Source organism: Streptomyces sp. NBC_01445 (assembly GCF_035918235.1).
Classification (GTDB): Bacteria; Actinomycetota; Actinomycetes; order Streptomycetales; family Streptomycetaceae; genus Streptomyces.
This window is the reverse complement of sequence record NZ_CP109485.1, coordinates 6,976,923-7,003,024: the sequence shown is the minus strand read 5'-3', so window position 1 is coordinate 7,003,024 and position 26,102 is coordinate 6,976,923. Positions and strand designations below refer to the sequence as shown.

The window sequence follows — 26,102 nt, the reverse complement described above, 5'->3', positions numbered from 1 at the left end:
GAGTTGTTCGATGGCCGAGATGATGAACGCGGAGATGACCACGGCGGAGTCCAGGGAGGCGGCGGACAGGTCCGCCGGTCCCGGCCGGCACCGTGGTGGAGTGTCCTCGCGGGACGAGAACGCGGCGCCGCACGGCCGGCACCGCAAGGTGCAGTCCGAACAGGGCTGAACGGCATGACGGAGGGGCCCGGAACCGTACGGTTCCGGGCCCCTCCGTCATGGGGTCAGGCGTGTTTGAGGCCGAGCACCTCGGCCGCGGCGAATGTCTCGTTCGGCGGCCGGTCCGCGTAGTGCGGGGTCAGCAGCGCGTCCAGCTCCTCGTAACTGAACGCGTCCTTCTCGGTGTCGAACTTGGCGGAGACCTTGGGGCGTTCGACGACGGCGACCATGCCGCCGTGCACGACGAGCAGCTGGCCGTTGACGTTCCCGGCGGCCGGGGACGCGAGGTAGCCGACGAGCGGGGCCACGTGTTCGGGGGCCAGCGGGTCGAGCTCGCCGGCGCCGGGCTCCGCGAAGCCCGCGAAGACGTCCTCGGTCATACGGGTGCGGGCGCGGGGGCAGATGACGTTGGCGGTGACGCCGTACTTGCCGAGGGCGAGGGCCGATGAGGTCGTCAGGCCGACGATGCCGCCCTTGGCCGCCGCGTAGTTGGGCTGTCCGGCCGAGCCGGCGAGGAACGCCTCGGACGAGGTGTTGACGATGCGGCCGTAGACCGGCGTGCCCGCCGCCTTGGAGCGTGCGCGCCAGTGGACGGACGCGAAGTGGCTCGTGTTGAAGTGGCCCTTGAGGTGGACGCGGATGACCGAGTCCCACTCCTCCTCGCTCATCGAGAAGATCATGCGGTCGCGCAGGATGCCCGCGTTGTTGACGAGGATGTCGAGTTTTCCGTACGTGTCGACGGCCAACTGGACGAGTGCGCGGGCCTGTTCGTGGTCGGCGACGTCGCCGAGGTGGGCGACGGCCTGCCCGCCCGCGGCCCGGATCTCGGCGGCGACCTCCTCGGCCGGGGTGGCGTCGGCGCCGCCGGAGCCGTCGCGGCCCGGCTGTCCGAAGTCGTTCACGACGACGCTCGCGCCGAGCCTGGCGAGTTCGAGCGCCTCCGCCCGGCCGAGGCCGCGGCCCGCGCCGGTGACGATCGCGGACAGGCCCTGAAGCGGCAGTGACTCTGATGCCATCGGGGATCGGGGTCCTCTCTCAGATTTCGATGCAGGTGCGCAGCGCGGTGCCGGTCCGCATCTGGTCGAGGGCTTCGTTGATCTCGGCGAGCTGCACGCGGTGCGTGATGAGGCTCTCCAGGTCGATGCGGCCGGCCCGCCAGAGGGCGATGGCCCGCTCGTAGGAGGTCAGGACGTCGCCGCCGCCGTACATGGACGGCAGGATCTTCTTCTCGTCGAAGAACAGCTCGAACATGTTGAGCTGGAGGAAGTCGTCGAGGGCGCCCGCGCCGACGACGCACAGGGTGCCGCCGCGCCGCGTCGTCTCGTAGGCGGTGCGGGCCGTGGCGGACTTGCCGACGACCTCGAAGACGTAGTCGAAGCCCTCGCCCGCGGTGATGCGCTGCTTGGCGTCGCCGAGGGCGTCGGGTGCGACGGCCTCGGTGGCGCCGAACCTGAGGGCGGCCTCGCGGCGCGACTCGACGGGGTCCACGGCGACGATCTGCGCGGCGCCCTTGAGCCGGGCGCCCTGGATCGCGGAGATGCCGACGCCGCCGCAGCCGATGACGGCGACGGACGAACCGGCGGCCACGTCCGCCGTGTTGATGGCGGCACCGAGCCCGGTGGTGACGCCGCAGCCGATGAGGGCCGCGATGTCGAAGGGCACGTCGTCGGGGATGGGCACGGCGCAGCCCGCGTCGACGACGACCTCCTCGGTGAAGGTGCCGGTGCCCGCGAAGCCGAAGACGTCTCCGCCGGGACGCTTGAAGTTGGGGGTGCCCGCGTTCATGAACCCGGCGAGGCAGAGCTGGGTCTGGCCGCGTTTGCACGCCGGACAGGCACCGCAGGCCGGGAGCCAGCACACCAGGACGCGGTCGCCGGGCTTGACGTTCGTGACTCCGTCGCCGACGTCGAGGATCTCGCCCGCGCCCTCGTGGCCGGGGATGAAGGGGGCAGGCTGCGGCAGCACGCCGTTCATCGCGGACACGTCGGAGTGGCACAGGCCGGTGGCCCTGACCCGGATCCTCACCTTGCCGGGGCCGAAGCCCACCGCCTCGACGTCGTCGAGTACCTCGAGTTTGTCCTGGCCTATCTCGTGCAGTACGGCTGCGCGCATGGCGTGCGGCTCCTCTCCCGAAGGGTCCCGATGGGGTCAGGCGTGTTCGACGATGGTGTCGGCGAGTACGGGCGCCTCGTCCCGCTCGACGGCGGTGACCGTGACCTGGATCCGGCCCTCGGAGCGCCACATCCTGATCCGCAGCGTCTCGCCCGGGAAGACGACCCCGGTGAACCGCGTCGCGTAGGACCGCACGCGGGACACGTCGCCGTCGAGGAGCGTGTCGACGACGGCCTTGAGCGTCATGCCGTACGAGCACAGGCCGTGCAGGATGGGCCGGTCGAAGCCGGCGAGCTTGGCGAACTCCGGGTCGGCGTGCAGGGGGTTCCAGTCCCCGGAGAGCCGGTACAGGAGTGCCTGGTCCTCGCGGACGGGGCGGTCGACGGTGCGGTCGGGTTCGCCGGTGGGCGCCTCGACGCGGGCAGACGGTCCGCGGTCGCCGCCGAAGCCGCCCTCTCCGCGGACGAAGATCTGCGCGTCGCTGGTCCACAGCGGGCCGTCCGCGTCGGCGACCTCGGTGCGCAGGACGAGGATGGCGGCCTTGCCCTTGTCGTAGACGGCGGCGACGCGTGAGGTGGAGGTCGCGCTGCCCTTGACGGGGATGGGGCGGTGCAGTTCGACGCTCTGGCCGCCGTGCAGGACGTGGGCGAGGTTGACGTCGATGCCGGGGGCCGAGAGGCCGCCGACGACGCCCATTCCGGCGCCTGCGACGGTGGCGAAGCTGGGCAGGACGTGCAGCCGGGACTCGAGGGTGTAGCGCAGCTCGTCGGGGTCGGTGGCGGGGGTGCCCGCGCCGAGGCCGAGGTGGTAGAGCTGGATGTCCTTGTGGTCCCAGGTGATCTCGGCGGACCGGGGTTCGGCGGCTACGGCCTTGGCGGCGTCGATCGGCATCAGGCTCAAGACTCCTTGTGCGGGGAAGACCTCGGTGCGGCCGTCCGCACCGTCGGTCGCACCGAGGTCGTTGCTGGGCCGGAGGAACTCTGGTGGAACGCCACGCGCCCGTTCTAGAACGCGTTCCAGTCCGGCGATCCCATGTATAGCCAAGACCACGACAGTTGGGAAGACTCCTGACGCCATGTCAGATTCGGTCGGCGGGCGGCCGGTCCTGACGGCCGTGACATTTGTACTGCCCGGCTCCGTACAACCGGCATCTGCCGCGCCCGGCCCCCGGCCCGTAGCGTCCTTGCCATGACGATGACAGACGGGACACCGGTGGCCGTGTCCTTCACGGGGGCGGTCAAGACATTCGGCGCGGTGCGCGCCGTCGACGGGGTCGATCTGGAGATCCGGCGCGGCGAGACCGTCGCCCTGCTCGGCCGCAACGGCGCGGGCAAGTCCTCCACGATCGCTCTCCTGCTGGGCCTCGACACCCCGGACGAGGGCACGGTCTCGCTCTTCGGCACCACGCCGGAGGCGGCGGTACGCGCCGGGCAGGTCGGCGCGATGCTCCAGGAGGGCCGCGCGGTCCCCCGGGTCACGGTCCGCGAGCTGGTCGCCTTCGTGGCGGGCCGCTACCCGGCGCCGATGCCCGTCACCGACGCGCTCGCGCTGGCCGGCATCGAGGAGCTCGCGCAGCGGCGCGTCGACAAGCTGTCCGGCGGCCAGACCCAGCGGGTGCGGTTCGCCGTGGCCCTGGCCGGGAACCCGGCCCTGCTCGTGCTCGACGAGCCGACGGCCGCCCTCGACGTGGAGGCACGGCACGCGTTCTGGGCGTCGATGCGGGCCTACGCGCGGCGCGGCCACACGGTGCTCTTCTCCACGCACTACCTGGAGGAGGCCGACGCGCATGCCGACCGCATCGTGGTCATCGACCACGGCAAGGTCGTCGCGGTCGGCTCCGGCGAGGAGCTGAAGCGGGCCGCGGGCGGCAGCCTCGTCTCGTTCGACCTGGCCGGGCGCGGCACGGAGGGTCTGTCGCTGCTGCCGGGCGTGACGGCCGTGGAGGTCCGGGGGGACCGGGCCAGGCTGCGTACGGACGACTCGGACGCGACGGTGATCGCGCTGGCCGGACTGAACGCGATCCGGGGTCTTGAGGTCGCCCCGGCCTCGCTCGACGACGCGTTCATGGCACTGACGAGCGGTTCGGACGGTCGTTCGGGCAGCGGTACCGACAGCGGTTCGGACAGCGGTTCGGACAACCGTCGCGGCGGCGGTTCCGACACGGATCTGGAGACGGTTCGATGATCGACTACATCAGGCTCGAAGTGCGCAGGACCCTGCGCGACACCATGTTCGTGATCTTCGGTGTCGGGATGCCGGTGCTGATGTACCTGCTGTTCACCAACCTCGGTGAGAACGACCCCGAGTGGAGGACGGTCTCCATGGTCGGCATGGCCGCCTACGGCGCGGTCGGCTCGGCCCTCAACACCGGCGGCGGGGTCGCCGAGGACAAGACGATCGGATGGCTGCGGCAGCTGCGGGTCACCCCGATGACGCCGCGCCAGGTGGTGGCGGGCCGGGCCCTGACGGGGTCGGTGACGGTGCTGCCGTCGATCGCGGCGGTGCTCCTCGCGGGCGGCCTGGTCAACGGGGTGCGGCTGGACGTGTGGCAGTGGGCCGTCATCGCGCTGCTGCTGTGGCTCGGCTCGATCCCCTTCACCCTGCTCGGACTCGGCAACGGCTACCGGCTGACCGCGCAGACCACGGGTGTCGCGAACATGGTGTGCAACCTGGGACTCTCCGTACTCGGCGGCCTGTGGTTCCCGATCGCGCTCTTCCCCGGGTGGCTGCAGTCCGTGTCGTCGTACACGCCGACGAACCGGTTCGCGCAGATCGGCACGGCCGTCGCCGACGGTCACGCGCCGTCCGCCGCCGCTGTCGCGGTGCTCGTCGCCTGGCTGCTGGCCTTCGGTTCGTACGCTGTGGTGTCGTACCGCAGGGCCGCGCGGACCGTCTGAACGGGGAGCTGGGGAACCATGTCCTGGAAGCACCGAGTCACCTGCGCGATGTTCGAGTTGCGGGACGCCCGCCGGGAGTGGAAGGCGGACCGGGACGTCTGGAAGGCGGAGTGGCGGGCCCGGGACAAGGACGCGAAGAACAGCGGGGCGGAGGGCGGGCCCATGGGTCCGCCGCCGAACGGATTCGCGCTGCTGCCCTGGCTCCTGATGGGGCTCGGCGCCTTCTCGAACCTCCTCCAGGGCAAGACGGCCAACCCCTGGATCGGCGGCGTCGGTCTGTTCGTCTTCAACAGCCTGTACATCTCGATCGTGTTCCAGGCCTTCGACAAGAGGCGGCGCGAGGCCCGCTACACGCTCCTGGCGCTGATCGCGATGGGCCTGCTCACCTGCGGGCTCGCGATCACCTACGGCGGCAGCTGGCTGATGTTCTTCCCGCTGCTCGGCCTGGCGACGGGCGCGGTCGTGCGGGGCCGCCGCCTCGGCCAGGTCGCCCTCGGCCTGAGCGCGCTCGCCGGGACCATCGGCGGTCTCAAGGAGGGCTGGGACGCGCTCAACATCGCGTACGGCACGTTCCTGTCCACGATGGTGACCGCCGCGATCCTCTCCCTGGCCGAGGCGGTACGTGAACTGCGCTCCGCCCGCGAGGAGTTGGCGCACCGCGCGGTGGAGCAGGAGCGGCTGCGGTTCTCCCGCGACCTGCACGACCTGCTCGGGCACACGCTCTCCGTGATCGTGGTGAAGTCGGAGGCGGCCCGCCGGCTCGCGCACCGCGACCTCGACGCGGCGCTCACGCAGGTGTCCGACATCGAGTCCGTCGGCCGGCAGGCGCTGACCGAGATCCGCGAGGCGGTCACCGGCTACCGCGAGGGCAGTCTCACCACCGAGCTCGACCGGGCCCGCTCGGCGCTCACGGCGGCCGGGATCGAGCCCGTCGTGCGCCAGTCGGGCCCGCCGCTCGCCGCGCAGACGGAGGCGCTGCTCGGCTGGGTGGTGCGGGAGGCGGTCACGAACGCGGTGCGCCACAGCGGGGCGGCCCGCTGCGAGATCTCCGTCGACGGCACCCCGGAGCGCGTGCGGCTCAGGGTCCACGACAACGGGCGCGGCGCCGCCGCCGAGCCGCCGCAGCCGGGCATCGGCGGCACGGGCCTGCGGGGCCTGACCGAGCGGCTCGGCGCGGCGGGCGGCTCCCTGGAGGCGGGCCCGGCCGGGCGCGGCTTCACGGTGACGGCGGAACTCCCGGCCCTGCGGGACGGCGCGCAGCCGGACCCCGTACGGGAGCCGGAACGCGCGGGGTGACACCGGGCGGTACGCGCCCGCCCCGACAGGGGTTTCAGGCCTCCCAGACCGGGCGGCCCCCCACCCACGTGGAGAGGACGGAAACGGCCCCGATGCCGTCCGGGTCCGTGGCGAAGAGGTCGTCGCCGAGCACCGCGAAGTCGGCCAGCATGCCCGGCGCGATGCGGCCCTTGAGGTGGGACTCGCCCGTGGCGTGGGCCGAACCCACGGTGTACACCGACAGCGCCTCACGGACTGTCAGCCGCCGGTCCTCGCCCAGGACGGTCCCCTCACTGGTGCGCCGCGTGACCATCGTCTGGATGCCGAGCAGCGGGCCCAGGGGCCCCGCCGGATGGTCTGACGAGCCGCCGACGGTGACGCCGGCGTCGAGGAACGCCCGGTGGTCGCAGGCCCGTTCGGCGCGCGCGTCACCGTAGTAGCCCCGCAGCTTCGCGCCGTGGCCGTGCACGAAGGCGCCGAACGGGACCGGGGTGACCCCGGCGGCACGGATGCGTTCGACGAGCGCCGGGTCGACGAGAGAGCAGTGCTCGATGCGGTGGTTGACACGGCTCTCGGGGTGCGCGGCGCGGGCCGCCTCGATGGCGTCGAGCACCTTGGCGACGGCGAGGTCGCCGTTGGCGTGCACCCCGACGCGCTGCCCCGCGCTGTGCGCCGCCAGCACCGCCTCGGCCAGCTCGACGTCGTCCATCAGCTGGAGGCCGTTGTCGGATCCGGTCTCGGCCCGGTAGGGGTCCTGGCACAGACAGGTGCCCCCGGCCAGCGCGCCGTCCACCATCAGCTTGACACCGACGACACGCAGCCACTCGTCGCCGAAGCCGGCGTGCAGCCCCGCGTCGCGGAGGGTTCGCGCGTACCGGTGCCAGATCAGCATCCCGACCCGCATCGTCAACAGGCCCTGTTCTCTTGCCTGCTGATACAGCTTCAATTCCTTGGGGGCGGTCAGGGCGTCGCAGTAAGAGGTGATGCCGAAGGACTGGAAGTCGCGGAAGACCTCGGCGAGCGGGGCGAGCAGGTCGCCCGGAGCGTCCTCCGGCAGGTAGCTGGGCTCACCCGCCGGCCGGTACCACTGATCGAACCAGGCCCCTTCGTAGATCCAGCCGTCGAGCCGGCCGGCCGCGTCCCGTCCGAGATCGCCGCCGGCCGGGACCGCGCCGTCGTCGTGGAATCCGCCGAGCTCCAGGGCCCGCGAGCCGGCCACCGCCATGTGGCAGGAGAAGTGGATGACGAGGATGGGGTGTTGGGCGGAGAGCGCGTCGAGGGCGGCACGGTCGAGCCGGCCGTCCGGGTCGGCCCGCGGGTTGTAGCGCTCGACCACGATCCACTGCCCCGGCGGCGTGGCCGCGACACGGGCGGCGATGCGCGCGCGGGGCGGCGACGCGGTGTCGCCGCTCTCCAGGTCGAGGCGGAGCCTGGTCTGGGCGAGGGTCGTGGGGTGGCAGTGCGCGTCGTGGAAGCCGGGCACGACATGGACGTCGCCGAGATCGACGGTCTCGGCTCCGGGCAGCGCGGCGTACCGCTCGGCCTGTTCGCCCACGGCGGCGACACGCTCGCCCACGGTGGCGAACACCTGGGTGTCACGGCCGTCGAGGGTGGTGATCCGGCGGGCCCTGACGATCCGTACGGGGGCCTCGGCGGGGCTGTCTGCGGGGGTGGTCACTCGGGGGTTCTCCTCCCGGTCGGGGTGTGCGCGAGGGCGCTGGGCGGGGTCGTTCAGTGCTGGGGCACGGGGTCCGCGGCGTGCAGCGGCTCCGGCTCCTCGGCGTCCGGCCGTCCTCGTACGAGCCGGAGTGCCGCTTCGGACAGGGCCGCGATCACGACGTTGGCGGCGAGGGCGATCAGGCCGCCGCTGACGGCGCCGTGGTAACTGCCGCCGAACGTCAGCCAGATGAGGACCGCCTCACCCGCGACGATGCCCGCGCCCGCCGACGCGGCCCGCAGCAGGGGGCGCCGGGCGATCGCGCAGGCGGTGGCCGGGGCCATCTGCGCGAGTCCGGCGTAGGTGAGCAGCAGCAGATCGGCGAGGGCGCCCGGGCGGAGGACGGCGAGGGTCAGGGCGAGGCCGACGCTCACGACGACCGTCGCGTGGTTGGCCACCATGCCCCGGCGCTCGCCCCTGATCCGCAGCACGTTGCGGCTGACGAGGGTGGACATGCCGAGGACGATGGCGGCGGCGGGCACCATCGCGGTGGCGGCGGCCGCGACGGCGACCACGCCGACGAGCCAGTCGGGCAGCGCCTGGGACACCAGGGTCAGCAGGACGCTGTTGCCGTCGGTGGGGGTGGACAGCGCGGTGACGGCGGTCAGGCCCACGATGATGGGGATGGCCTGGGTGGCTCCGTAGACCGGCATCCAGATGCTGTTGCGGCGCAGCGCCCGCTCGCTGTCGGCGGAGAGGGTGGCCGGCCAGGTCTGCGGCATCGTCATGAACAGGATGCTGATCAAACTGGTGAGCATGGACGTGAAGAACCAGACCGTGCCGTGCGGGCCGTCGGCCGGGACGCTCAGGAACTCACGGTGGTGTTCGAGGAGTTCGCCGCCGAGGCGGCCGAGTCCGCCGTGGAAGTGGGTGGGCACGGCGATCAGCAGGACCAGCAGGGCGACCACCATCAGGGCGTCCTTGAAGTAGGCCGTCCTGGCCACACCCCGGATGCCCGACCACAGCACGAAGGCCACGATGAGCACCGACGCGAGGATCATCGCCGGGGTGCCGATGCCGTCCTTGCCGGTGGCGAGCTCCACGACCAGGCCGAGCCCGGTGATCTGGAGCTGGAGATACGGCAGCAGGAAGAGGACGCCCAGGGCGGCGGTGAGGCCGCCGAGCAGCGGGCTGCGGTAGCGGTCGGCGAAGAAGTCGCCCTGGGTGACGTGGCCCCGGGCGCGTCCGATACGCCAGACCACCGGGCTGATCACGTACAGGCCCAGGTAGGCGAGCGGCAGGTAGGGCAGGGCGTACGTCACCGCCACACCGGAGGTGTAGGCGAGACCGGCGAGCCCGAGGAAGGTGAAGGTCGTGTAGATCTCGCCGGCCTGGAGGAACCAGGTGGTCAGGGCGCCGAAGTTACGGCCGCCGACGCTCCACTCCTCCAGGTTGGCCGCCGGTTTGCGGCGGCCGAGGAGGCCGAGCAGGCCGATGACGAGGATGCCTCCGAGGCTGACCGCGAGGACGGTGGACATCAGCGCTCCTCCAGTGGTGTGCGGTTCCCGGCGTACGCGGCGGGAGCGGTTGCTGCGGCGCGGGCGTTGCGGCACCGCTCCAGGTAGGCGATCCCCGGGGTCAGGGTGAGGACCCAGGCGACGGTCCAGACGAGCATCGAGGGCAGGCCCAGCCACAGATGGGGCCCGTTGACGAAGGGCAGCCAGACGGCTGCGAGCAGTGCCACGACGGGCACGGACAGCAGGAACCACGGAAGGCGCATGGCGGGACTCCGGTACGTGTCACCTGGGCGGGATGCAACGGCCGGCGGCCGTTGCCAAATCACACGAGGAGCTTGAAACTCTTGGTGTACACCAGGAGATATTCAGCAGAAATCATTCAGGAGCTGGCCTTCAATGATGGATTCCGCCACCGTGGAAGAGCTGGATCTGGCGCTGGTCAGCGCCTTGCAGAACGCGCCGCGCGCGTCCTGGGCGGTCGTCGCCAAGGCCGTCGAGATCAGCCCGGTCACCGCCGCCCGGCGCTGGGAGCGGCTGCGCGCACAGGGCCTGGCCTGGGTGACGGCGTACGGCGGCTCGTTCGTGCACCGCCACCACTGCGTGGCCTTCGTGGGCCTGGACTGTGAGCCGGGCCGGATCCCGGTGATCGCGGCCGAACTGGCCCGCCATCCGCAGATCTCGAGCGTGGAACACACGTCGGGCCCGCAGGATCTGCTGCTGAACGTGATGGTGGACGGGCTCGCGGACCTCTCCCGGATGCACACCGACGTCCTGGGCCGGCTGCCCGGGGTGCGGGCGGTGCACAGCGCGATCGTCACCCACTTCTTCACCGAGGGCTCCCGCTGGGATCTGCGGGCCATCAGCCGCGAGCAGCGCGACGTGGTACGGCCGCCGGTGGCGCCGGCCGGGGACAGCGATCCCGTACCGGCCGACGGGGACCGCGAGTTGCTCATCGCCCTGGGAGCGGACGGGCGCATGGGCTACGGCGAGCTGGCCAGGCGCGCCGGCATGAGCGAGTCGACCGCCCGGCGCAGGGTCTCACGCCTCCTGACGACCAGGACGGTGGTCCCGCGCTGCGAACTGGCGCACAGCTTCTCGCCGTACCCGGTGTTCGTCACCTATCGCGCCAATGTGCCGTCCGACGCGCTGGCCCGGATCGGTCCCGCGCTCGCCGCGCTCCCCGAGGTGCGCATGTGCGCGGCCACGACGTCGCAGCACAATCTGGTGGTGAACGGCTGGGTGCGTTCCATCCCCGACACCCAGCGTCTGGAGGCCCATCTGACCGAACGCTTCCCCGAACTGTCCGTGGTGGACCGCTCCCTCACCCTGACCAACACCAAACGTATGGGCTGGATCCTCGACGAGGCGGGCCGCGCCGTGCGGCATGTGCCGATCGACCTGTGGCAACGGCCGGGCGCGGCCACCTGAGAAGGGCCCGTCGCCGGCCCCGCTCTACCCTTGGCCCGTGAACGAGATGCCCCGGGATCACCGGCCCGCGAAGTCCGTACGAGTGCTCCTCGCCGAGGACCAGGGCATGATGCGGGGCGCTCTCGCGCTGCTGCTCGGTCTTGAGGAGGACATCGAGGTCGTCGCGCAGGTCGCGACGGGTGACGCGATCGTCGACAGGGCGCTGGAGACGCGGCCCGACGTGGCGCTCCTCGACATCGAACTGCCGGGCCGCAGCGGCCTGGACGCGGCGGCGGACCTGCGTGAGGAGTGCCCGGACTGCCGGGTCCTGATCCTGACCACGTTCGGCAGGCCGGGCTATCTGCGCCGGGCGATGGAGGCGGGCGCGGCCGGATTCCTGGTCAAGGACGGTCCGGTGGAAGACCTCGCGGAGGCGGTCCGGCGGGTCCTGCGCGGCGAGACGGTCATCGACCCGGCGCTCGCGGCGGCCGCGCTGAGCGCGGGCCCGAACCCGCTGACGGCCCGCGAGTGCGACGTCCTGAAGGCGTCGGTGGACGGTGCGACGGTCTCCGACATCGCGGGCAAGCTGCATCTGTCGGAGTCGACGGTGCGCAACTATCTGTCCTCGGCCATCGGCAAGACAGGGACCCGTAACCGCATGGAGGCGTTGCGGGAGGCGCGCCAGCAGGGGTGGCTGTGACGGCCTCCGGCGCACTCAACTCGCGGGCTGCAGGGCTTCCTTCGCGCGCGGCATCCACGTCACCAGCAGGACCACCGCCACCAGGAGGATGCCCGCACCCCACCGGAACGCGGCCGCGTACCCGTTGGTGAGGTCCTCGGGCCCGGTTCCCCCGGCGGAGTGGCCGGCCGCCACGGTGGACAGGATCGCGAGGCCCAGCGAACCGCCCAGCGTCCGCGAGGTGTTGACGAGTCCGGACACCAGACCGGCGTCCCCGGGCGCGGCGCCCGAGGTGGCGAGCGAGGCCAGGGGCGTCATCGCGAGTCCGGCGCCCGCCATCATCACCATGCCCGGCAGCATGATCCCGGTGACGTAACTGCCGTGCGGGCCCATCGTCGACTGCCAGGTGAACCCGGCGGCCGTGATGAGGACGCCGGACACGGCGACGGCCCGGGCGCCGGCGCGGCGCATCAGGCGCGGGGCGATCTTGGATCCGGCGACGACGGCGAGCGAGCTGGGCACGAGGGCGAGGCCGGCCTCGATCGGGGTGTAGCCGAGGACGTTCTGCGCGTACAGGGTCATGAAGAACCACATCGCGAAGCTGCCCATGCCGCACACGAACATCGCCGCGTTGGCCGCCGCGACCGCACGGACCCGGAACAGGCCGAGCGGCATCAGCGGGAGCCGCGTGCGTGCCTCGACGGCGAGGAACGTCACGATCAGCGCCAGGGCGACGCCGAGCGGCACCAGGGTCGCGGCGGCGCCCCAGCCCTCGGCCTCGGTCTGTACGACCCCGTACGCGAGGGTCGCGGTGCCCGCCGTGACGAGGACAGCGCCCGGCAGGTCGAGGCGCCGCTCGCCGCCGGCCTTCGACTCCTGGATCCAGCGGGCGGCGGCCGTGAGCACCAGGGCGCCCAGGGGGACGTTGATCAGCAGCACCCAGCGCCAGTCGAGGCCCTCGGTGAGCACGCCGCCGACGAGGCCGCCGGCCGCGCCGCCCCCCGCCCCGACGGCGGTCCAGGTCGCGATGGCCCGGGCGCGGGCGGCGCCCTCCGGGACGGCGGACGTCAGGATGGTGAGCGTCGACGGCGCGAGGACCGCGGCGCCGAGTCCCTGGACGGCGCGGGCGGCGAGCAGCTGCCAGCCCTCCTGCGCGAGGCCGCCCGCGAGGGAGGCGAGCGTGAAGAGCCCGAGCCCCACGAGGAACATCCGCTTGCGCCCGAACAGGTCGCCGGCCCGCCCGCCCAGCAGCATGAACCCGGCGAACGCGATCGAGTAGGCGTTGACCACCCATTGCAGCCCGGTGGCGCTGAGCCCCAGGTCCGCGCGCATGGACGGCAGGGCGACGTTGACGACGGAGACGTCGAGGACGACGAGGAACTGTCCGGCGCAGGCGGCCGCCACGATGAGCCAGGTGGGCGGCGCGGCCTTGCGGGATATCGCGATGTCGGCAGGGGCTTCAAGCATGAGTGTCATGGTCTCAGCCCGCTGTCGGTCAGTACATCAGGATTTCGGCGCACCCGGTCCTGGTCCCCTGGGACTACGACGGGACTAGGACCTGCGCAGCATGGTCACGACGGCGGCGCCGCCCAGTCCGATGTTGTGGGCGAGTCCGACGTGGGCGTCCGCGACCTGGCGCGCGCCGGCCTCGCCCCTCAGCTGCCAGGTCAGTTCGGCCGCCTGCGCGATGCCCGTCGCGCCGAGCGGGTGGCCCTTGGAGATGAGGCCGCCGGAGGGGTTCACGACCCAGCGTCCGCCGTACGTCGTCGCACCCTCCTCGACGAGCTTGCCGGAGGCGCCCGGAGCGCACATGCCGAGCGCCTCGTAGGTGAGCAGTTCGTTGACGGAGAAGCAGTCGTGCAGCTCGATCACGTCGACGTCCTCGATGCCGAGCCCGGAGTCCTCGTAGACGCGGGTGGCGGCGGCGCGTGACATGGGCTGGCCGACGACGTCGATGCAGGAGCCGGAGGTGAAGGACTCCCCCGTGTCGGTCGTCATGGCCTGCGCGGCGATCTCCACGGCCTGGTCGCCCAGGTCGTGGAGTTCGACGAACCGCTCCGACACGACGACGGCCGCCGCAGCGCCGTCCGAGGTGGGTGAGCACTGGAGCTTGGTGAGCGGCGCGTGGATGGTCTTCGCGGCGAGGATCTCGTCGACGGTGTACGGGTCCTGGAACTGGGCGTACGGGTTGTTCACGGAGTGCCGGTGGTTCTTGGCCCCGACGGCGGCGAGCTGGGCCTCGGTCGTGCCGTACTTCTCCATGTGCTCGCGGGCCGCGTCGCCGAAGATCTGGGCGGTGGGCGGGGACATCTCGAAGCCGTGCTTCGCGGCCATGATGCCGTAGTGCCTGGCTACGGGTGACGTCTTGAAGTCGCCGCCGTCGGCTCCCCCGCCGAGCGCGCCGCGCTGCATCTTCTCGAAGCCGAGCGCCAGCACGCAGTCGTTGAGGCCGCCCTCGACGAACTGGCGGGCGAGCATCAGCGCGCTCGAACCCGTCGCGCAGTTGTTGTTGACGTTGTAGACGGGGACGCCGGTCAGGCCGAGTTCGTAGACCGCGCGCTGCCCGGCGGTCGAGGCCTGGAAGCAGTAGCCGACGGGGACCTGCTCCACGTCCTCGTAAGAGATTCCGGCGTCGCCGAGGGCCTTGGTCCCGGCCTCTTTCGCCATGTCCCAGTACTGCCAGTCGCGGCTCTCGGGCTTCTCGAACCTGGTCATCCCGACGCCGACTATGTACGCCTTGCCCATGGAAACGGCCTCCTGCCAGTATCTGACGAGTCGTCAGATACTGGCAGGAGCGGGCCGCCGAGGGAAGGGCTTCCCCGGCTTCCGGGACAGCGGGGCCTAACGGAAGGCCGCGTGACCCGTGAGCGCCTGGCCGAGCGCCAGTGTGTGCATCTCCGACGTGCCCTCGTAAGTGAGCACGGACTCAAGGTTGTTGGCGTGACGGATCACCGGGTACTCCAGCGAGATGCCGTTGGCGCCGAGGATCGTGCGGGCGGTGCGGCAGATCTCGATGGCCTCGCGGACGTTGTTCAGCTTGCCGAAGCTGATCTGCGCCGGGTGGACACCGGCGGGCGAGTCCTTCAGGTCGGCCAGGCGCAGCGCCGTCAGCGTCGCCTTGTGGAGTTCGAGCGCCATGTCGACGAGCTTCTGCTGCGTGAGCTGGAACGCGGCGATCGGCTTGCCGAACTGCTCGCGCTGGCCCGCGTAGTCGGCGGCCGCCTGCCAGGCCGAGCGCGCGGCGCCGGTGACGCCCCACACGATGCCGTAGCGCGCCTCGTTCAGGCAGGTCAGCGGCGCGCCCACACCACGCGCCTCAGGAAGCCGGGCGGACGCGGGCAGGCGTACGCCGTCGAGGACCAGCTCGCTGGTCACGCTCGCCCGCAGCGACATCTTGTGCTTGATCAGCGGCGCCGAGAAGCCGGGGGTGTCGGTGGGCACGACGAAGCCGCGCACCCCGTCCTCGGTCTGCGCCCACACGACGGCGACGGCCGCGACCGAGCCGTTCGTGATCCACATCTTGCGGCCGTCGAGGATCCAGTCGTCGCCGTCACGCCGGGCGCGCGTCGTCATGGACGACGGGTCGGAGCCGTGGTCGGGCTCGGTCAGGCCGAAGCAGCCGATGGCCTCGCCCTCCGCCATGCGCGGCAGCCACTCCTGCTTCTGCTCCTCGGAGCCGAAGCGGTGGATCGCGAACATGGCCAGGGAGCCCTGCACGGAAACGAAGGAGCGCAGGCCCGAGTCCGTCGCCTCCAGCTCGCGGCACGCGATGCCGTAGGCGCGGGCCGACATGCCGGCGCACCCGTAGCCCTCCAGGTGCATGCCGAGCAGGCCCATCTTGCCGAATTCACGGGCAAGTTCGGGCAGGTTCGGCAGCTCGCCGGACTCGAACCACTCGGCGATGTGCGGCTCGACCTTGTCGTCGAGGTACTGGCGGACCGTGTCGCGCACGGCCCGCTCCTCGTCGGTCAGGAGCGCTTCGAGGTTCAGCGGGTCGACGGGGTCGAGGGCGGCGAACGGCATGATCAGGCTCCTTGAGGGTGGTCGAGCAGGCGGTCGATGGCGGACTCGTCGTAGCCGAGTTCGGTGAGTATGTCCCGGCTGTGCAGGCCGAGGGTGGGCGGGGCGGTGCGCACCGCCGGGCGCTCGCCGCGGAAGGTGACGGGGAAGGCGACCTGCTGGAGCGGGCCCACGTCCGGGTGGTCGACCTTCTGGACCATGCCGAGCGCCTCGGTCTGCGGGCAGTCGTAGACCTCGTCGAGGGTGCGGATCGGCGCGACGGGGACGCCGCGCGGCTTCAGCAGGGCGCACCAGTTGGCCACGGTGTCGTCGACGAGGACGGACTCCAGCTTGGCGTTGAGGGCCGTGCGGTGCGTGACGCGGGCCCGGTTGGTGGCGAAGCGCGGGTCGTCGGCCCACTCCGGGTGGCCGAGCGCCTCGCTCAGCTTGCGGAAGAGGCCGTCGCTGCCGACGGCGATCACGAAGTGCCCGTCGGACGCCGGGTAGGCCTGGTACGGGACGAGGCTCGGGTGGCCGGAGCCGAGGCGGGTGGGGCGCTCCCCGGTGGCGAAGTAGCCGGTCGCCCAGTTGATGTGCAGGGCGAGCTGGGACTCGTACAGGGAGGTCGTGACGTACTGGCCGTGGCCCGTGCGCTCGCGTTCGACGAGTGCCGCGTTGACGCCGATGAGGCCGAAGAGGGCGGCGCCGAGGTCGCCCATCGCGTAACCGGCCTTGACGGGCGGCCCGTCGGGTTCGCCGGTCAGGGACATCAGGCCGGCCGAGGCCTGGGCCACCATGTCGTAGCCGGGCTCGTCGCGCAGCGGGCCCGTGTCGCCGAACGCGGAGATGTGCAGGATGACCAGCCGCGGGTAGCGCTCGCTGAGTTCGCGGTAGTCGAAGACGCGGGCGAGCGAGCTGCCGGGCCGGAAGTTCTCCACCATCACGTCCGCGTCGGCGAGCATGCGGTGGACGGCCTCCTGCCCCTCGGGGGACTTGAGGTCGAGGGTGACGGAGCGCTTGTTGCGGTTGGCGGCCAGGTAGTAGGTCGCGTCGGGGCCGTTGAAGGGCGGGCCCCAGGCGCGCGTCGGGTCGCCGCCGTCGGGGTGCTCGACCTTGATGACGTCGGCGCCGAGGTCGGCGAGGGACATGGTGACGTAGGGCCCGGCGAGGATCTTGGACAGGTCCACGACCTTCATACCGGCCAGCGGGGCGGCGGGGCGGGGCTGCTCAGGCATGTGCGGCGGGCTCCTTCACAGTGTTCTCCTTCGCCGGGGTCTTCTGTGCCGTGCTGGGCGCGACCAGTCCACCCTCGGCCAGTTCGGCCAGGTGGTCCAGTGCGGCGCGGGGCGGGGTGTCCGGGTCGTCGAGGAGCGCGGTGCAGGTGCGGGCGACGAGGAGGGCGCGGCCGTTGCCGGTGGTCTCCGTCTCGTGGGCGGCCTGGTCGTACAGGAGGGTCTCCATGACGGCGCGCGTGAGCTCGTCGGCGTACCGGCCGATCCTCATCTCCTGTTCATCGGCCGGGAGTTCGAGGAGCACGTCGCCCTTCTTGCGCAGCAGCTCCCAGCGGCCCCGCGTCTCCGCGCGGCCGCCGTACGTGTCGGCGAGGGTGCGGTGGGCGCCCTGGCGGCGCATGCAGCGCAGCACGTCGAGCGCGATGACGTTCGAGGAGCCCTCCCAGATGGAGCCGAGGTGCGCGTCGCGCACGAGCCGGGGGTTGACCCAGTCCTCGATGTAGCCGTTGCCGCCGCGGATCTCCATGGCCTCGCCGGTGACGGTCCGGGCGCGCTTGCACAGGGTGTGCTTGGCGAGCGGGGTGAGGACGCGGACGAGCTCGCGGGCCGCCCCTCCTTCACCGTCGGCGGCTCCTTCGTCCGCGGCCGTCAGGCGGGCGGCCGCCTCCAGGACGAGCGCGAGCGCCCCCTCCGTGTCGATGATCATCGGCAGGAGCGTGGCCCGCATCAGGGGCTGCTCGAAGAGCGGCTTGCCGAAGACGTGGCGTACGCGGGTGTGGTCGACGGACTCGCGGACGGCGCGGCGCATCAGGGCGGTGGCGCGCATGGCGTTGGACAGTCGGGAGACGTTGAGCATCTCGGCCATCTGCCGGAATCCGTTGGTGAGTTGGCCGACGGGGGTCGCGTAGGCCTCTTCGAGGGTGACCTCGCCGCTCGCGATGGACTTCGAGCCGAGCTTGTCCTTGAGGCGGTCGATGCGGATCGCGTTGCGGGTGCCCTCGGGGCGCAGCCGCGGGACGAGGAACATGCCGAGGCCACGGGTGCCCTCGCCCTGGCCGGGGACGCGGGCGAGGGTGAGGATCACGTCGGCGCCCGGGTTGGACGCGAACCACTTCTTGCCGGTGAGCGTCCAGTGCGCACCCCGGTCGGTGGCGACGGTCTCCGTCAGGCCGACGTCCGTGCCGCCCTGCTTCTCCGTCATGAACATCGCGCCCGTGGCCCGCAGTTCGGGGTCGGTGGAGGAGAGCGCGGCGATCTCGTCCGCGTACCGCTCGGGGTCGAACAGGCGCAGGATGCGGGCGGCCGAGTCCGTCATGGACAGCGGGCAGGCCATGCCGAACTCGGACTGCACATAAAGGTAGGACAGGGCGTACTTGACGGTGTGCGGGACCTTGGACGGCCAGCCGTGGACGCCGGGGCGGTGCGACATCGCGGCGAGCCCGAACTCCTCGTAGGCGATGGCGGCGGCGCGGTCGTGGGCCGGGTGGTACTCGATCTCGTCGACGCGTTCGCCGCCGGGCGCGTACTGGACCAGGCGGGGCGGGTTGGCGTCGGCGAGCGCGGCCTGCCGGTCGAGGTCACCGGCCGCGAGCGCGCCGAGTTCGGTCAGGAGCGGTTCGACGCGGGCCCGGTCGTCGGCGGACAGGACACGGTCGAGGAAGGGGCGCAGCGCGGGGTCGCGGTCGGCGTAGTTCATCGGGGGATCACTCCGGGTCAGGCGTGGGAGGCGGTGCGGGTGGTGACGGCGGCCGGCTCCGGCGCGGCGGCGGTACGGGCGAGCAGCGGCAGGACACCGGCGAGGGTCACGAGGGTGTAGCCGAGGCCGAGCGCGACGACGGGCCAGATGGAGCCGGTGGCGTTGAGCAGGTACTGGGAGACGATCGGCGCCGTCCCGGCGAACAGCGTCGTGCACAGCTGGTACGAGAGGGACATGCCGGTGTAGCGGACCTCGACGGGGAAGACCCGGGCGAGGATGCCGGCGAGCGCCGCGTAGTACATGGCGTGCGGGAAGGTGGCGAGGCCCATGCCGAGGACGGCCAGCCAGAAGTTGCCGGTCCCGACGAGGACGAACATCAGCGGCAGCACGACGAATTCGGGCAGCAGCATCCACAACACGGCTTTGCGCACGGGCCACTTGCTCGCGAGGACCGCGCCGAAGGGCTGCACGACGACCTGGACGACCAGCGCGAGCGAGATGACGGTCAGGAACGACGTGCGGTCGAAACCGAGGTCGGAGGTGGCCCAGGACAGGGCGAAGGTCGTCTTGACGTAGGTGATCGCGACCCCGGCCGTGCCGGCGAGCACACCGAGCAGGACCAGCATCGGCGAGCGGGTCAGGACGTCCTTGATGGGCAGCTTGGACGTCTGCTTGCGCTCCAGGGCCGCGGCCATCTCGGGGGTCTCGGCGAGCCGCAGGCGGATGAACAGGCCGACGGCGACGAGTACGGCGGAGAAGAGGAACGGGACGCGCCAGCCCCAGGACTCGAAGGCGGCGTCCGGGAGTTGGGCGATGCCGAGGAAGGCGAGCGTGGCGAGGAGGTTGCCGACCGGCGAGCCCTGCTGGGCGAACGCCCCGTACAGGAGCTTGCGCTTGGGCGGGGCGTACTCGGTGGCGATGAGGACGGCGCCGCCCCACTCGCCGCCCATCGCGACGCCCTGGATCATGCGCAGCAGCACGAGGAGGACGGGCGCGGCGACGCCGATCTGGGCATAGCCCGGGAGCAGGCCGACGCAGAAGGTGGCGGCGCCCATCATGGTGAGCGTGGTGACGAGGGCCTTCTTGCGGCCGTAGCGGTCGCCGAAGTGGCCGAAGATCACGCCGCCGAGCGGGCGGGCCAGGAAGCCGACCCAGAAGGTGGCGAAGGCGGCGAGGGTGCCTACGGCCGGCGAGGCCTCGGCGAAGAAGATCTTGCCGAGGACCAGAGCGGACGCGGAGCCGTAGATGTAGAAGTCGAACCACTCGATGGTGGTCCCGACGAAGGCGGTGACACCGGCGCGGCGGGCATCACGGGCCTGTGTTGCGCTGACCCCGGGGACTGGGGCGTCGTGCGACATGACGAGCGTCCTCTCGTAGCGGCATCCCGCTGGGAGGGGACGGGCCGGAGGGGGCGGGGCCACCGAGCGGCCGGTGCCCATCCACGCTCCACGCCCGGCGCTCATCGCTCCGTCGCGAGACGTGGATCACTCTGCACCCGCTCATTAGGATGTGTCCAAGACCAATACCGGCCTCCAGTCAGATGTCATCCATCAAAATAATGGGGATCATCCGCGGGCGTCGGGCGCGTCCGGGGGCGTCGGCAGGACTTCCTCCGCCACGCGCAGGACCGCCTGGAGGGGCGCCGAGCGGTTTCCGGTGCGCCAGCCGAGGGCGATGGGGAGCACCGGCACGTCGTCCCCGACCAGCGGCCGGAACACGACGTGTTCCAGATGGATGGCGCGCGCGGACGCCACGACGACGGCGAGCCCGACACCCGCGCCGACGAGGGCGAGCATGTTGTACGAGTCCGGCGCCTCCTGCGCGATCCGGGGCGCGAACCCGGCCTCGTGGCAGGCCTGCACCATGGCCTCCCGCACGGCCGAGCCGCGGGCGACGGGGAACGTCACGAAAGGCTCGTGCGCCAGCTCGGCGAAGTGGACCTCGTCCTGCCGGGCGAGCGGATGACTGTCGGGCAGCGCGAGCACGAGCCGCTCCATCCGCACGACGCGCGCCGTGATTCCGCGCCGCACCGGGAGCGCCACGAACCCCACGTCGAGGGACCCGTCCGCGATCCTTCCGAGCGCCTCGCCGGTATAGGTCTGGCCCTCCAACACCAGCTCAATACCCGGGAGTTCGGACGTGACGGCGCGGGTTAGCAGCGGCAGCGCGGAGTAGCTGCTCGCCCCGGCGAACCCGACGGTGACCCGCCCCACCTCCCCGAGGTGCGCGGCCTGCACGGTCCTGCGCACCGCCGACGCCTCGGCGAGCAGATGCCGGGCGGGCCCGAGCAGCGCGTGCCCGGCGGCGGTGAGCCGCACGGTCCGGGTGGTCCGGTCGAACAGCTTGACGCCCAGATCCCGCTCGAGCAGCTTGATCTGCTGGCTGAGCGGCGACTGCGCGATGTGCAGCCGTTCCGCTGCGCGGCCGAAGTGCAGCTCCTCGGCAACGGCGACGAATCCTGAGAGGTGACGTAGCTCCACGCAGGTGACCATACGGTGGCGCCGTTGTCGCCCGCGGGTGAGTGGGGGCTGGTCACGCCCACGCGCCGGAGCCGCAAAGTGTCACAGCCCCGCGTCCCTGACGGGGCGCCCCGCCTAGTCTCTCGGCAATCCCAGAATCCGCTCGGCGACCACGTTCAGCTGCACCTGCGTCGTGCCGCCGGCGATCGTCAGGCAGCGCGACATCAGGAATCCGTGCAGCGCACGCTCCCCCGCTCCCTCCCTCAGGGCGCCCTCGGGGCCGAGCAGCTCCAGGGCGAGTTCGGCAACCTTCTGCTGGTGCGGCGTCTGCACGAGTTTCCGTACGGACGCCCCCGGGCCCGGGTCCGCGCCGGCCACCTGCCGCATCGTCGTGCGCAGCCCTGTGCAGGCCAGGGCGTGCGCCTCGGTGGCGAGCGCGCCGATCCGCGCCCGGTACGCGCCGTCGAGCGTTCCGGCGCGGGCGATCAGCGCCTCAAGGCCCGTGTCGAAGGTCAACTGGTCGGCCATGTGGACCCGTTCGTTGCCGAGCGTGTTCCGGGCGACGCGCCAGCCGTCGTCCACCTGCCCCACCACGGCGTCCTCGGGGAGCAGCACGTCGTCGAAGTACACCTCGTTGAAGAGCGAGTCCCCGGTGATCTCCTTCAGGGGCCGTACGTCGATGCCCTCGGTCCGCTTCATGTCGACGACGAAGTAGGTGAGGCCCTTGTGCTTGGGGGCGTCCGGGTTGGTGCGGGCGAGCAGGATCCCGTGGTCGGCCCACTGGGCGGCGCTCGTCCACACCTTCTGCCCGTTGACGCGCCAGCGCCCGTCCTCGGTGCGCTCGGCCTTCGTCCGCAGCGAGGCCAGGTCGGAACCGGCGCCGGGTTCGGAGAACAACTGGCACCACAGGACGTCGCCCAGGAGCGTGGGCAGGAGATAGCGGTCCCGCTGCTCCGGGGTGCCGTAGGCGAGGAGCGAGGGGACGACCCAGGTCCCGATGCCGAGGTCGCTGACGCGGACGCCCGCGGCGGCGAGTTCCTGCTGCACGGCGAGCTGCTGCACGGGGCCCGCGCCGAGGCCGTACGGCTCGGGCAGGTACGGCGCGGCGTACCCCGTGGGCGCGAGGGCCCGGCGGGCCGCGGCCGGGTCGAGGCCGCGTATCCCCTCGACGGCCTCGCGGGCGCCCGCCCGGAACGCCTCCGCCTCCGCGGGCAGCTCCAGACGCAGCTCGCGCCGCGCCCCGCCCTCCGCGAGCCGCACCGCCCGCAGCCGGTGCGTGTCCCCCGCGCCGAGCAGCTGCCGCGCGACGACGGCCCGCCGCAGATAGAGATGGGCGTCGTGCTCCCAGGTGAACCCGATCCCGCCGAGGACCTGCACACAGTCCTTGGCACAGGAGTACGCGGCATCGAGCGCGGCCCCGGCGGCGAGAGAGACGACCAGCTCACGCGCCGCGCCGTCGTCGGCCCCCTCAGCACCGCCCCCCGCCGCCCGTGCCGCGTCCCACACCAGCGCCCGCGCCTGCTCGACCCGGACCAGCATGTCCGCGCACAGGTGCTTGACGCCCTGGAACTGTCCGATCGGCCGCCCGAACTGCTCCCGCACCTTCGCGTACTCCGCCGCCGTGTGCAGCGCCCACGCCGCGACGCCGCACGCGTCGGCCGCGAGGACGACCGAGGCCAGGTCGCGCACGGTGGCCGTGTCGACGGCGAGGATCCTCACGGCCGGCACCAGGGCGCCCCGGGCGGTGATCTCCGCGGTGGGGCGCGTGGGGTCGGCGCTCTCGTGGACGCGGCTACTGAGTCCGGCGGTGCCCGCGTCGACGGCGACCCATACGGTCCCGGTCGCGGACTCGGCGGCCAGGAGGAGCAGGTCGGCGTCGCCGCCGGACAGGACGGGCGGCGCCACCCCGTCGAGGACGAGCCCGTCGGACACGGTGACGGCGGTCAGCGTTCCCGTACCGAGGGCGGCGGCGCCGATGCGGTCGCCGGACGCGAGGGACGCGGCGAGGCCGGCGGCGCCCGCGTGGCGCAGGACCAGTGAGGCGGCGGCGCTGGCCGCGAACGGGCCGGGCAGCGCGGCCCGCCCCGCCTCTTCGAGGACGACCGCGAGGTCGACGAGGTCGCCGCCCCCGCCGCCGTACTCCTCGGGGAGATGGAGGCCGAGCAGCCCCTGTCCGGCGAGTCCGTCCCAGTGGGCGGGGCGGCCCGCGGGGGTGGCGGGGGCGTCGAGCAGTTTGCGCACTTCCTCGGGCGGTACGGCGCGTGCGAGCCAGCCGCGCACGGCGCCCGCCAGCTCCTCTTGCTCCTGCGTGATCGCGATGCCCATGCGGCGCACGGTAGAACACGTTCCAATCTGACGGAAGGTCAGACGCAGATTCCGCGACCCTCGGACGTGTAATCAAAAGGTAAAGACCGTCAAGACTTCCCCTTGTACGACGCCCGTCGGAATAGTCGCCCGAGGTAACGGGTTCATCTTCCACGTACCCGCAGCGCGAAACCCGCCGCCCGCGCGACCCCTTTGACTCACTGCCTCCGGAGGCACTACGTAATGACGCAGACGACCCAACGGCCGACCGCACAACGCGGAATACGCGGAGTCGTCCCCGTACTCGCCTTCGCCGGCATCACCGTCGCGGTGATGCAGACGCTCCTCGTCCCGGTCATCAAGGACCTCCCGGTCCTGCTCGGCACCGCCCCCTCCAACGCGACCTGGGTCCTGACGTCGACCCTCCTCGCGGGCGCCGTCTCCACTCCGATCATGGGCCGCCTCGGCGACCTCTACGGCAAGCGCCGGATGCTCCTCACGAGCCTCGCGATCATGGTCGTCGGCTCGCTCGTCGCGGGCTTCACCAGCGATCTTCTCGTGATGATCGTGGGCCGTGCCCTCCAGGGCTTCGCCATGGGCGCCATCCCCCTCGGCATCGGCCTGATGCGCGACGAGCTGCCGCGCGAGAAGCTCGGGTCCGCGATGGCCCTGATGAGCTCCTCCATCGGTGTCGGCGGCGGACTCGCGCTCCCGCTGGCGGCCCTCGTGGCCCAGCACGCCGACTGGCACGCCCTCTTCTTCGGCGCGGCGGGACTCGGCGTCGTCGCGATCCTGCTCACCCTCTTCTTCGTCCCGGAGAGCTCGGTCAAGGCCGAGGGCAGCTTCGACGTCCTCGGCGCGATCGGCCTGTCCGCCGGACTCGTGCTCCTCCTGCTGCCGATCACCAAGGGCAGCGACTGGGGCTGGACCGACCCCATGACGCTCGGCCTGTTCGGCGCGGCCCTCGTCGTGCTCGTGCTGTGGGGCGTGATGGAGCTGAAGCTCAAGGCCCCGCTCGTCGACCTGCGCACCACCGCGCGGCGCGAGGTGCTCCTCACCAACCTCGCCTCGATCATGGTCGGTGTCGCGTTCTACGCGATCTCGCTCGTCCTGCCGCAGCTCCTCCAGCTGCCGAAGGCCACCGGCTACGGACTCGGCCAGTCGATGGTCGTCGCGGGCCTGTGCGTGGCGCCGCTCGGCCTCACCATGATGTTCACGGCCCCCGTGTACGCCCGCCTGTCGGCGAAGTACGGCCCGAAGACCACCCTGATACTCGGCATGCTGATCATCGCGATCGGCTACGGCGCCGGCCTCGGCCTGATGAGCGCCGCCTGGCAGACCATCGTCATCTCGATGGTCGTGGGCGCCGGCATCGGACTCGCCTACTCCTCGCTGCCCGCCCTGATCATCGGCGCCGTCGACGCGTCCGAGACGGGTGCGGCCAACGGTCTCAACACCCTGATGCGGTCCATCGGCACCTCGGTGTCGAGCGCCGTGATCGGCATGGTTCTCGCCAACACGGCGAACCACGTCGGCGGCGCGGCCGTGCCCACCATGCACGGCTTCCGCGTCTCGTTCCTGATCGCCACCGCCGCGGTCGCCATGGGCGTCCTGCTCGCCGTCTTCCTGCCGAAGCAGCGCCAGGCGACCAAGCCGCAGCTGCGCGCCAGCAGCGAGGAGGACGCCGCGCTGGAGCGCGCCGAGGAGGTACTCGGAGGCTTCCGCGGCCAGGTGCTCGACGCGGCGGGCCTGCCCGTCTCCCGGGCCAAGGTCACGCTCATCGACCGGCGCGGCCGCCAGGCGGGCGCCGCGCTGACCGACCACACCGGCCGTTACGCCCTGGAGGTCCCGGCCGGCGGCTCGTACGTGCTGGCCGCAACCGCCGCCGGGCACGCGCCGCGGGCCTCCGCGGCCACGCACCACGGCGAGGACCGGCCGGTCGACGTCGACCTGGCCCTTGAGCTCATCGCACCGGAGAGTCGAACCGCGGCTCGCAGCTGAGCAGTTCGGAGACATCGGAGCCGACCGACAGCTCCTTCGGGGACGCGTCGCGGGTGAAGAGGCGGGCAGCACGCTCGCCCTGAACCGCGGCGCGTTCGCCGTTCACCCGAAGCCAGGACCCCTCGCGCAGGCCGAGCACCGGCACGTCGTTCTCCTCCAGGAACTCGGTGAGGCGCTCCTCGCGGGTCTCGCCCTTGTGCGTGGACTCCGGGTCCGGGTCCAGGTAGTGCGGGTTGATCTGGAACGGGACGAGGCCGAGCGCCTCGAACGACGGGGGCTGCACGATCGGCATGTCGTTGCTCGTGCGGAGGCTGGGCGCCGCCATGTTCGTGCCGGCGCTCGCGCCCATGTAGGGCAGTCCACCGCCGACCGCCTTGATCAGGGCGTCGCGCAGGCCGGTGCGGTAGAGCGCGCTCAGCAGCCGGAAGGAGTTGCCGCCTCCGGTGAACACGGCGTCGGCTGCGGCGAGTTCGGCCACCGGGTCGTCACCCTCGTGGACACCACGCACGCTGATCCCGGCACCGTCGAGCGCGCCGCGCACCCGGTCCGTGTACGTGTCGTGGTCCGCCAGCGCGTACGGCACGAACGCGAGACGGGCCTTCGGGGGCAGGAAGCCGGTGACGGTGTCCAGGGCGTGGGCGAGGTAACCACGGCCGAACTGGGTGGAGTTGGAGAGCAGCAGCAGATTCAAGGGAGTGACTCCTCAGG

Annotated in this window: 22 protein-coding genes; 7 read left to right on the top strand and 15 right to left on the bottom strand. The window is 72.0% G+C overall.

The features are described 5' to 3' along the window. Positions 1 to 10 precede the first annotated feature (10 nt). The gene (locus tag OG574_RS31830; protein ID WP_326776016.1) at positions 11 to 169 is read left to right on the top strand and encodes a hypothetical protein; all 159 of its coding nucleotides are present in this window, start codon (positions 11 to 13) and stop codon (positions 167 to 169) included. Positions 170 to 224: 55 nt separating this feature from the next. Here the strand turns inward: OG574_RS31830 and OG574_RS31825 are convergent, their stop codons facing one another. From OG574_RS31825 to OG574_RS31815, 3 genes are read right to left on the bottom strand one after another with little or no spacing between them, the layout of a single operon-like run. Further along, entirely contained in the window at positions 225 to 1,175 is a 951-nt protein-coding gene (locus OG574_RS31825; protein ID WP_326776015.1) for a 3-oxoacyl-ACP reductase, read from the bottom strand. Positions 1,176 to 1,194: 19 nt separating this feature from the next. Further along, complete coding sequence (locus tag OG574_RS31820) at positions 1,195 to 2,271, bottom strand: Zn-dependent alcohol dehydrogenase (protein WP_326776014.1); 1,077 nt, start codon at positions 2,269 to 2,271, stop codon at positions 1,195 to 1,197. A gap of 36 nt (positions 2,272 to 2,307) precedes the next feature. Continuing rightward, the gene (locus tag OG574_RS31815; RefSeq protein ID WP_326776013.1) at positions 2,308 to 3,162 is read right to left on the bottom strand and encodes a MaoC/PaaZ C-terminal domain-containing protein; all 855 of its coding nucleotides are present in this window, start codon (positions 3,160 to 3,162) and stop codon (positions 2,308 to 2,310) included. Between the two features lie 297 nt (positions 3,163 to 3,459). On the opposite strand from OG574_RS31815, the gene OG574_RS31810 reads away from it, so the two are divergent. From OG574_RS31810 to OG574_RS31800, 3 genes are read left to right on the top strand one after another with little or no spacing between them, the layout of a single operon-like run. Next, positions 3,460 to 4,455, top strand: coding sequence for an ABC transporter ATP-binding protein (locus OG574_RS31810; protein WP_326776012.1), 996 nt, complete (start codon positions 3,460 to 3,462; stop codon positions 4,453 to 4,455). Next, a complete protein-coding gene (locus OG574_RS31805) occupies positions 4,452 to 5,168 on the top strand; it encodes an ABC transporter permease (RefSeq protein WP_326776011.1) in 717 nt (238 codons plus the stop codon). The genes OG574_RS31810 and OG574_RS31805 overlap by 4 nt, the downstream gene beginning before the upstream one ends. A gap of 18 nt (positions 5,169 to 5,186) precedes the next feature. Next, positions 5,187 to 6,464 carry a sensor histidine kinase gene (locus OG574_RS31800; RefSeq protein ID WP_326776010.1) on the top strand — a complete coding sequence of 426 codons (1,278 nt, stop codon included), beginning with the start codon at positions 5,187 to 5,189 and terminating at the stop codon, positions 6,462 to 6,464. Between the two features lie 34 nt (positions 6,465 to 6,498). Here OG574_RS31800 and OG574_RS31795 read toward each other — a convergent pair whose 3' ends face one another. The 3 genes from OG574_RS31795 to OG574_RS31785 are packed head-to-tail and all read right to left on the bottom strand — an operon-like array spanning position 6,499 to position 9,880. Beyond that, complete coding sequence (locus OG574_RS31795; RefSeq protein WP_326776009.1) at positions 6,499 to 8,121, bottom strand: amidohydrolase; 1,623 nt, start codon at positions 8,119 to 8,121, stop codon at positions 6,499 to 6,501. Positions 8,122 to 8,174: 53 nt separating this feature from the next. Further along, positions 8,175 to 9,638 (bottom strand): sodium:solute symporter family protein, encoded by a 1,464-nt coding sequence (locus tag OG574_RS31790; RefSeq protein ID WP_326776008.1) that lies wholly within the window; start codon positions 9,636 to 9,638, stop codon positions 8,175 to 8,177. Continuing rightward, positions 9,638 to 9,880 (bottom strand): hypothetical protein, encoded by a 243-nt coding sequence (locus OG574_RS31785; protein ID WP_326776007.1) that lies wholly within the window; start codon positions 9,878 to 9,880, stop codon positions 9,638 to 9,640. The genes OG574_RS31790 and OG574_RS31785 overlap by 1 nt, the downstream gene beginning before the upstream one ends. A 133-nt stretch (positions 9,881 to 10,013) precedes the next feature. Here OG574_RS31785 and OG574_RS31780 point away from each other — a divergent pair, with 133 nt between their 5' ends. After that, positions 10,014 to 11,045, top strand: coding sequence for an Lrp/AsnC family transcriptional regulator (locus tag OG574_RS31780; RefSeq protein ID WP_326776006.1), 1,032 nt, complete (start codon positions 10,014 to 10,016; stop codon positions 11,043 to 11,045). A 46-nt stretch (positions 11,046 to 11,091) separates the two neighbouring features. Then, the gene (locus OG574_RS31775; protein WP_100592569.1) at positions 11,092 to 11,724 is read left to right on the top strand and encodes a response regulator transcription factor; all 633 of its coding nucleotides are present in this window, start codon (positions 11,092 to 11,094) and stop codon (positions 11,722 to 11,724) included. A 15-nt stretch (positions 11,725 to 11,739) separates the two neighbouring features. Here OG574_RS31775 and OG574_RS31770 read toward each other — a convergent pair whose 3' ends face one another. From OG574_RS31770 to OG574_RS31735, 8 genes are all read right to left on the bottom strand, one after another. Continuing rightward, positions 11,740 to 13,179, bottom strand: a complete 1,440-nt coding sequence (locus OG574_RS31770) for a DHA2 family efflux MFS transporter permease subunit (RefSeq protein ID WP_442816863.1) — start codon at positions 13,177 to 13,179, stop codon at positions 11,740 to 11,742. A gap of 75 nt (positions 13,180 to 13,254) precedes the next feature. Continuing rightward, complete coding sequence (locus OG574_RS31765; RefSeq protein WP_326776004.1) at positions 13,255 to 14,448, bottom strand: lipid-transfer protein; 1,194 nt, start codon at positions 14,446 to 14,448, stop codon at positions 13,255 to 13,257. Between the two features lie 96 nt (positions 14,449 to 14,544). Beyond that, on the bottom strand, positions 14,545 to 15,726 hold the full coding sequence (locus OG574_RS31760; protein WP_326776003.1) for an acyl-CoA dehydrogenase family protein: 1,182 nt from the start codon (positions 15,724 to 15,726) through the stop codon (positions 14,545 to 14,547). A gap of 2 nt (positions 15,727 to 15,728) precedes the next feature. Then, complete coding sequence (locus tag OG574_RS31755) at positions 15,729 to 16,937, bottom strand: CaiB/BaiF CoA transferase family protein (protein ID WP_326776002.1); 1,209 nt, start codon at positions 16,935 to 16,937, stop codon at positions 15,729 to 15,731. Next, a complete protein-coding gene (locus OG574_RS31750) occupies positions 16,930 to 18,630 on the bottom strand; it encodes an acyl-CoA dehydrogenase family protein (protein ID WP_326776001.1) in 1,701 nt (566 codons plus the stop codon). Before OG574_RS31750 ends, OG574_RS31755 begins: the two co-directional genes overlap by 8 nt. Positions 18,631 to 18,647: 17 nt before the next feature. Next, on the bottom strand, positions 18,648 to 19,988 hold the full coding sequence (locus OG574_RS31745; protein WP_326776000.1) for an MFS transporter: 1,341 nt from the start codon (positions 19,986 to 19,988) through the stop codon (positions 18,648 to 18,650). A gap of 207 nt (positions 19,989 to 20,195) precedes the next feature. Further along, positions 20,196 to 21,110: a LysR family transcriptional regulator gene (locus OG574_RS31740; protein WP_326775999.1), complete on the bottom strand. Its 915-nt coding sequence runs from the start codon at positions 21,108 to 21,110 to the stop codon at positions 20,196 to 20,198. A gap of 114 nt (positions 21,111 to 21,224) precedes the next feature. Next, the gene (locus OG574_RS31735) at positions 21,225 to 23,414 is read right to left on the bottom strand and encodes an acyl-CoA dehydrogenase (protein ID WP_326775998.1); all 2,190 of its coding nucleotides are present in this window, start codon (positions 23,412 to 23,414) and stop codon (positions 21,225 to 21,227) included. Positions 23,415 to 23,636: 222 nt separating this feature from the next. Between OG574_RS31735 and OG574_RS31730 the strand changes: the two genes are divergently transcribed. Next, positions 23,637 to 25,394, top strand: a complete 1,758-nt coding sequence (locus OG574_RS31730) for an MFS transporter (protein WP_326775997.1) — start codon at positions 23,637 to 23,639, stop codon at positions 25,392 to 25,394. Here the strand turns inward: OG574_RS31730 and pepE are convergent. Then, positions 25,357 to 26,085, bottom strand: a complete 729-nt coding sequence (gene pepE / locus OG574_RS31725; protein WP_326775996.1) for a dipeptidase PepE — start codon at positions 26,083 to 26,085, stop codon at positions 25,357 to 25,359. The two genes, OG574_RS31730 and pepE, sit on opposite strands and share 38 nt — an antisense overlap. Positions 26,086 to 26,102: the final 17 nt, after the last annotated feature.

Excerpts from the sequence above, each read along its gene's own strand:
- OG574_RS31750 (WP_326776001.1), bottom strand. The coding sequence starts at position 18,630 with ATGAACTACGCCGACCGCGACCCCGCGCTGCGCCCCTTCCTCGACCGT.
- OG574_RS31805 (WP_326776011.1), top strand. The coding sequence starts at position 4,452 with ATGATCGACTACATCAGGCTCGAAGTGCGCAGGACCCTGCGCGACACC.
- OG574_RS31820 (WP_326776014.1), bottom strand. The coding sequence starts at position 2,271 with ATGCGCGCAGCCGTACTGCACGAGATAGGCCAGGACAAACTCGAGGTA.
- OG574_RS31775 (WP_100592569.1), top strand. The coding sequence starts at position 11,092 with ATGCCCCGGGATCACCGGCCCGCGAAGTCCGTACGAGTGCTCCTCGCC.
- OG574_RS31770 (WP_442816863.1), bottom strand. The coding sequence starts at position 13,179 with ATGACACTCATGCTTGAAGCCCCTGCCGACATCGCGATATCCCGCAAG.
- OG574_RS31745 (WP_326776000.1), bottom strand. The coding sequence starts at position 19,988 with ATGTCGCACGACGCCCCAGTCCCCGGGGTCAGCGCAACACAGGCCCGT.
- OG574_RS31755 (WP_326776002.1), bottom strand. The coding sequence starts at position 16,937 with ATGCCTGAGCAGCCCCGCCCCGCCGCCCCGCTGGCCGGTATGAAGGTC.
- OG574_RS31810 (WP_326776012.1), top strand. The coding sequence starts at position 3,460 with ATGACGATGACAGACGGGACACCGGTGGCCGTGTCCTTCACGGGGGCG.
- OG574_RS31800 (WP_326776010.1), top strand. The coding sequence starts at position 5,187 with ATGTCCTGGAAGCACCGAGTCACCTGCGCGATGTTCGAGTTGCGGGAC.
- OG574_RS31790 (WP_326776008.1), bottom strand. The coding sequence starts at position 9,638 with ATGTCCACCGTCCTCGCGGTCAGCCTCGGAGGCATCCTCGTCATCGGC.
- OG574_RS31765 (WP_326776004.1), bottom strand. The coding sequence starts at position 14,448 with ATGGGCAAGGCGTACATAGTCGGCGTCGGGATGACCAGGTTCGAGAAG.
- OG574_RS31785 (WP_326776007.1), bottom strand. The coding sequence starts at position 9,880 with ATGCGCCTTCCGTGGTTCCTGCTGTCCGTGCCCGTCGTGGCACTGCTC.
- OG574_RS31735 (WP_326775998.1), bottom strand. The coding sequence starts at position 23,414 with ATGGGCATCGCGATCACGCAGGAGCAAGAGGAGCTGGCGGGCGCCGTG.
- OG574_RS31730 (WP_326775997.1), top strand. The coding sequence starts at position 23,637 with ATGACGCAGACGACCCAACGGCCGACCGCACAACGCGGAATACGCGGA.
- OG574_RS31830 (WP_326776016.1), top strand. The coding sequence starts at position 11 with ATGGCCGAGATGATGAACGCGGAGATGACCACGGCGGAGTCCAGGGAG.
- OG574_RS31815 (WP_326776013.1), bottom strand. The coding sequence starts at position 3,162 with ATGCCGATCGACGCCGCCAAGGCCGTAGCCGCCGAACCCCGGTCCGCC.
- OG574_RS31760 (WP_326776003.1), bottom strand. The coding sequence starts at position 15,726 with ATGCCGTTCGCCGCCCTCGACCCCGTCGACCCGCTGAACCTCGAAGCG.
- OG574_RS31825 (WP_326776015.1), bottom strand. The coding sequence starts at position 1,175 with ATGGCATCAGAGTCACTGCCGCTTCAGGGCCTGTCCGCGATCGTCACC.
- OG574_RS31780 (WP_326776006.1), top strand. The coding sequence starts at position 10,014 with ATGATGGATTCCGCCACCGTGGAAGAGCTGGATCTGGCGCTGGTCAGC.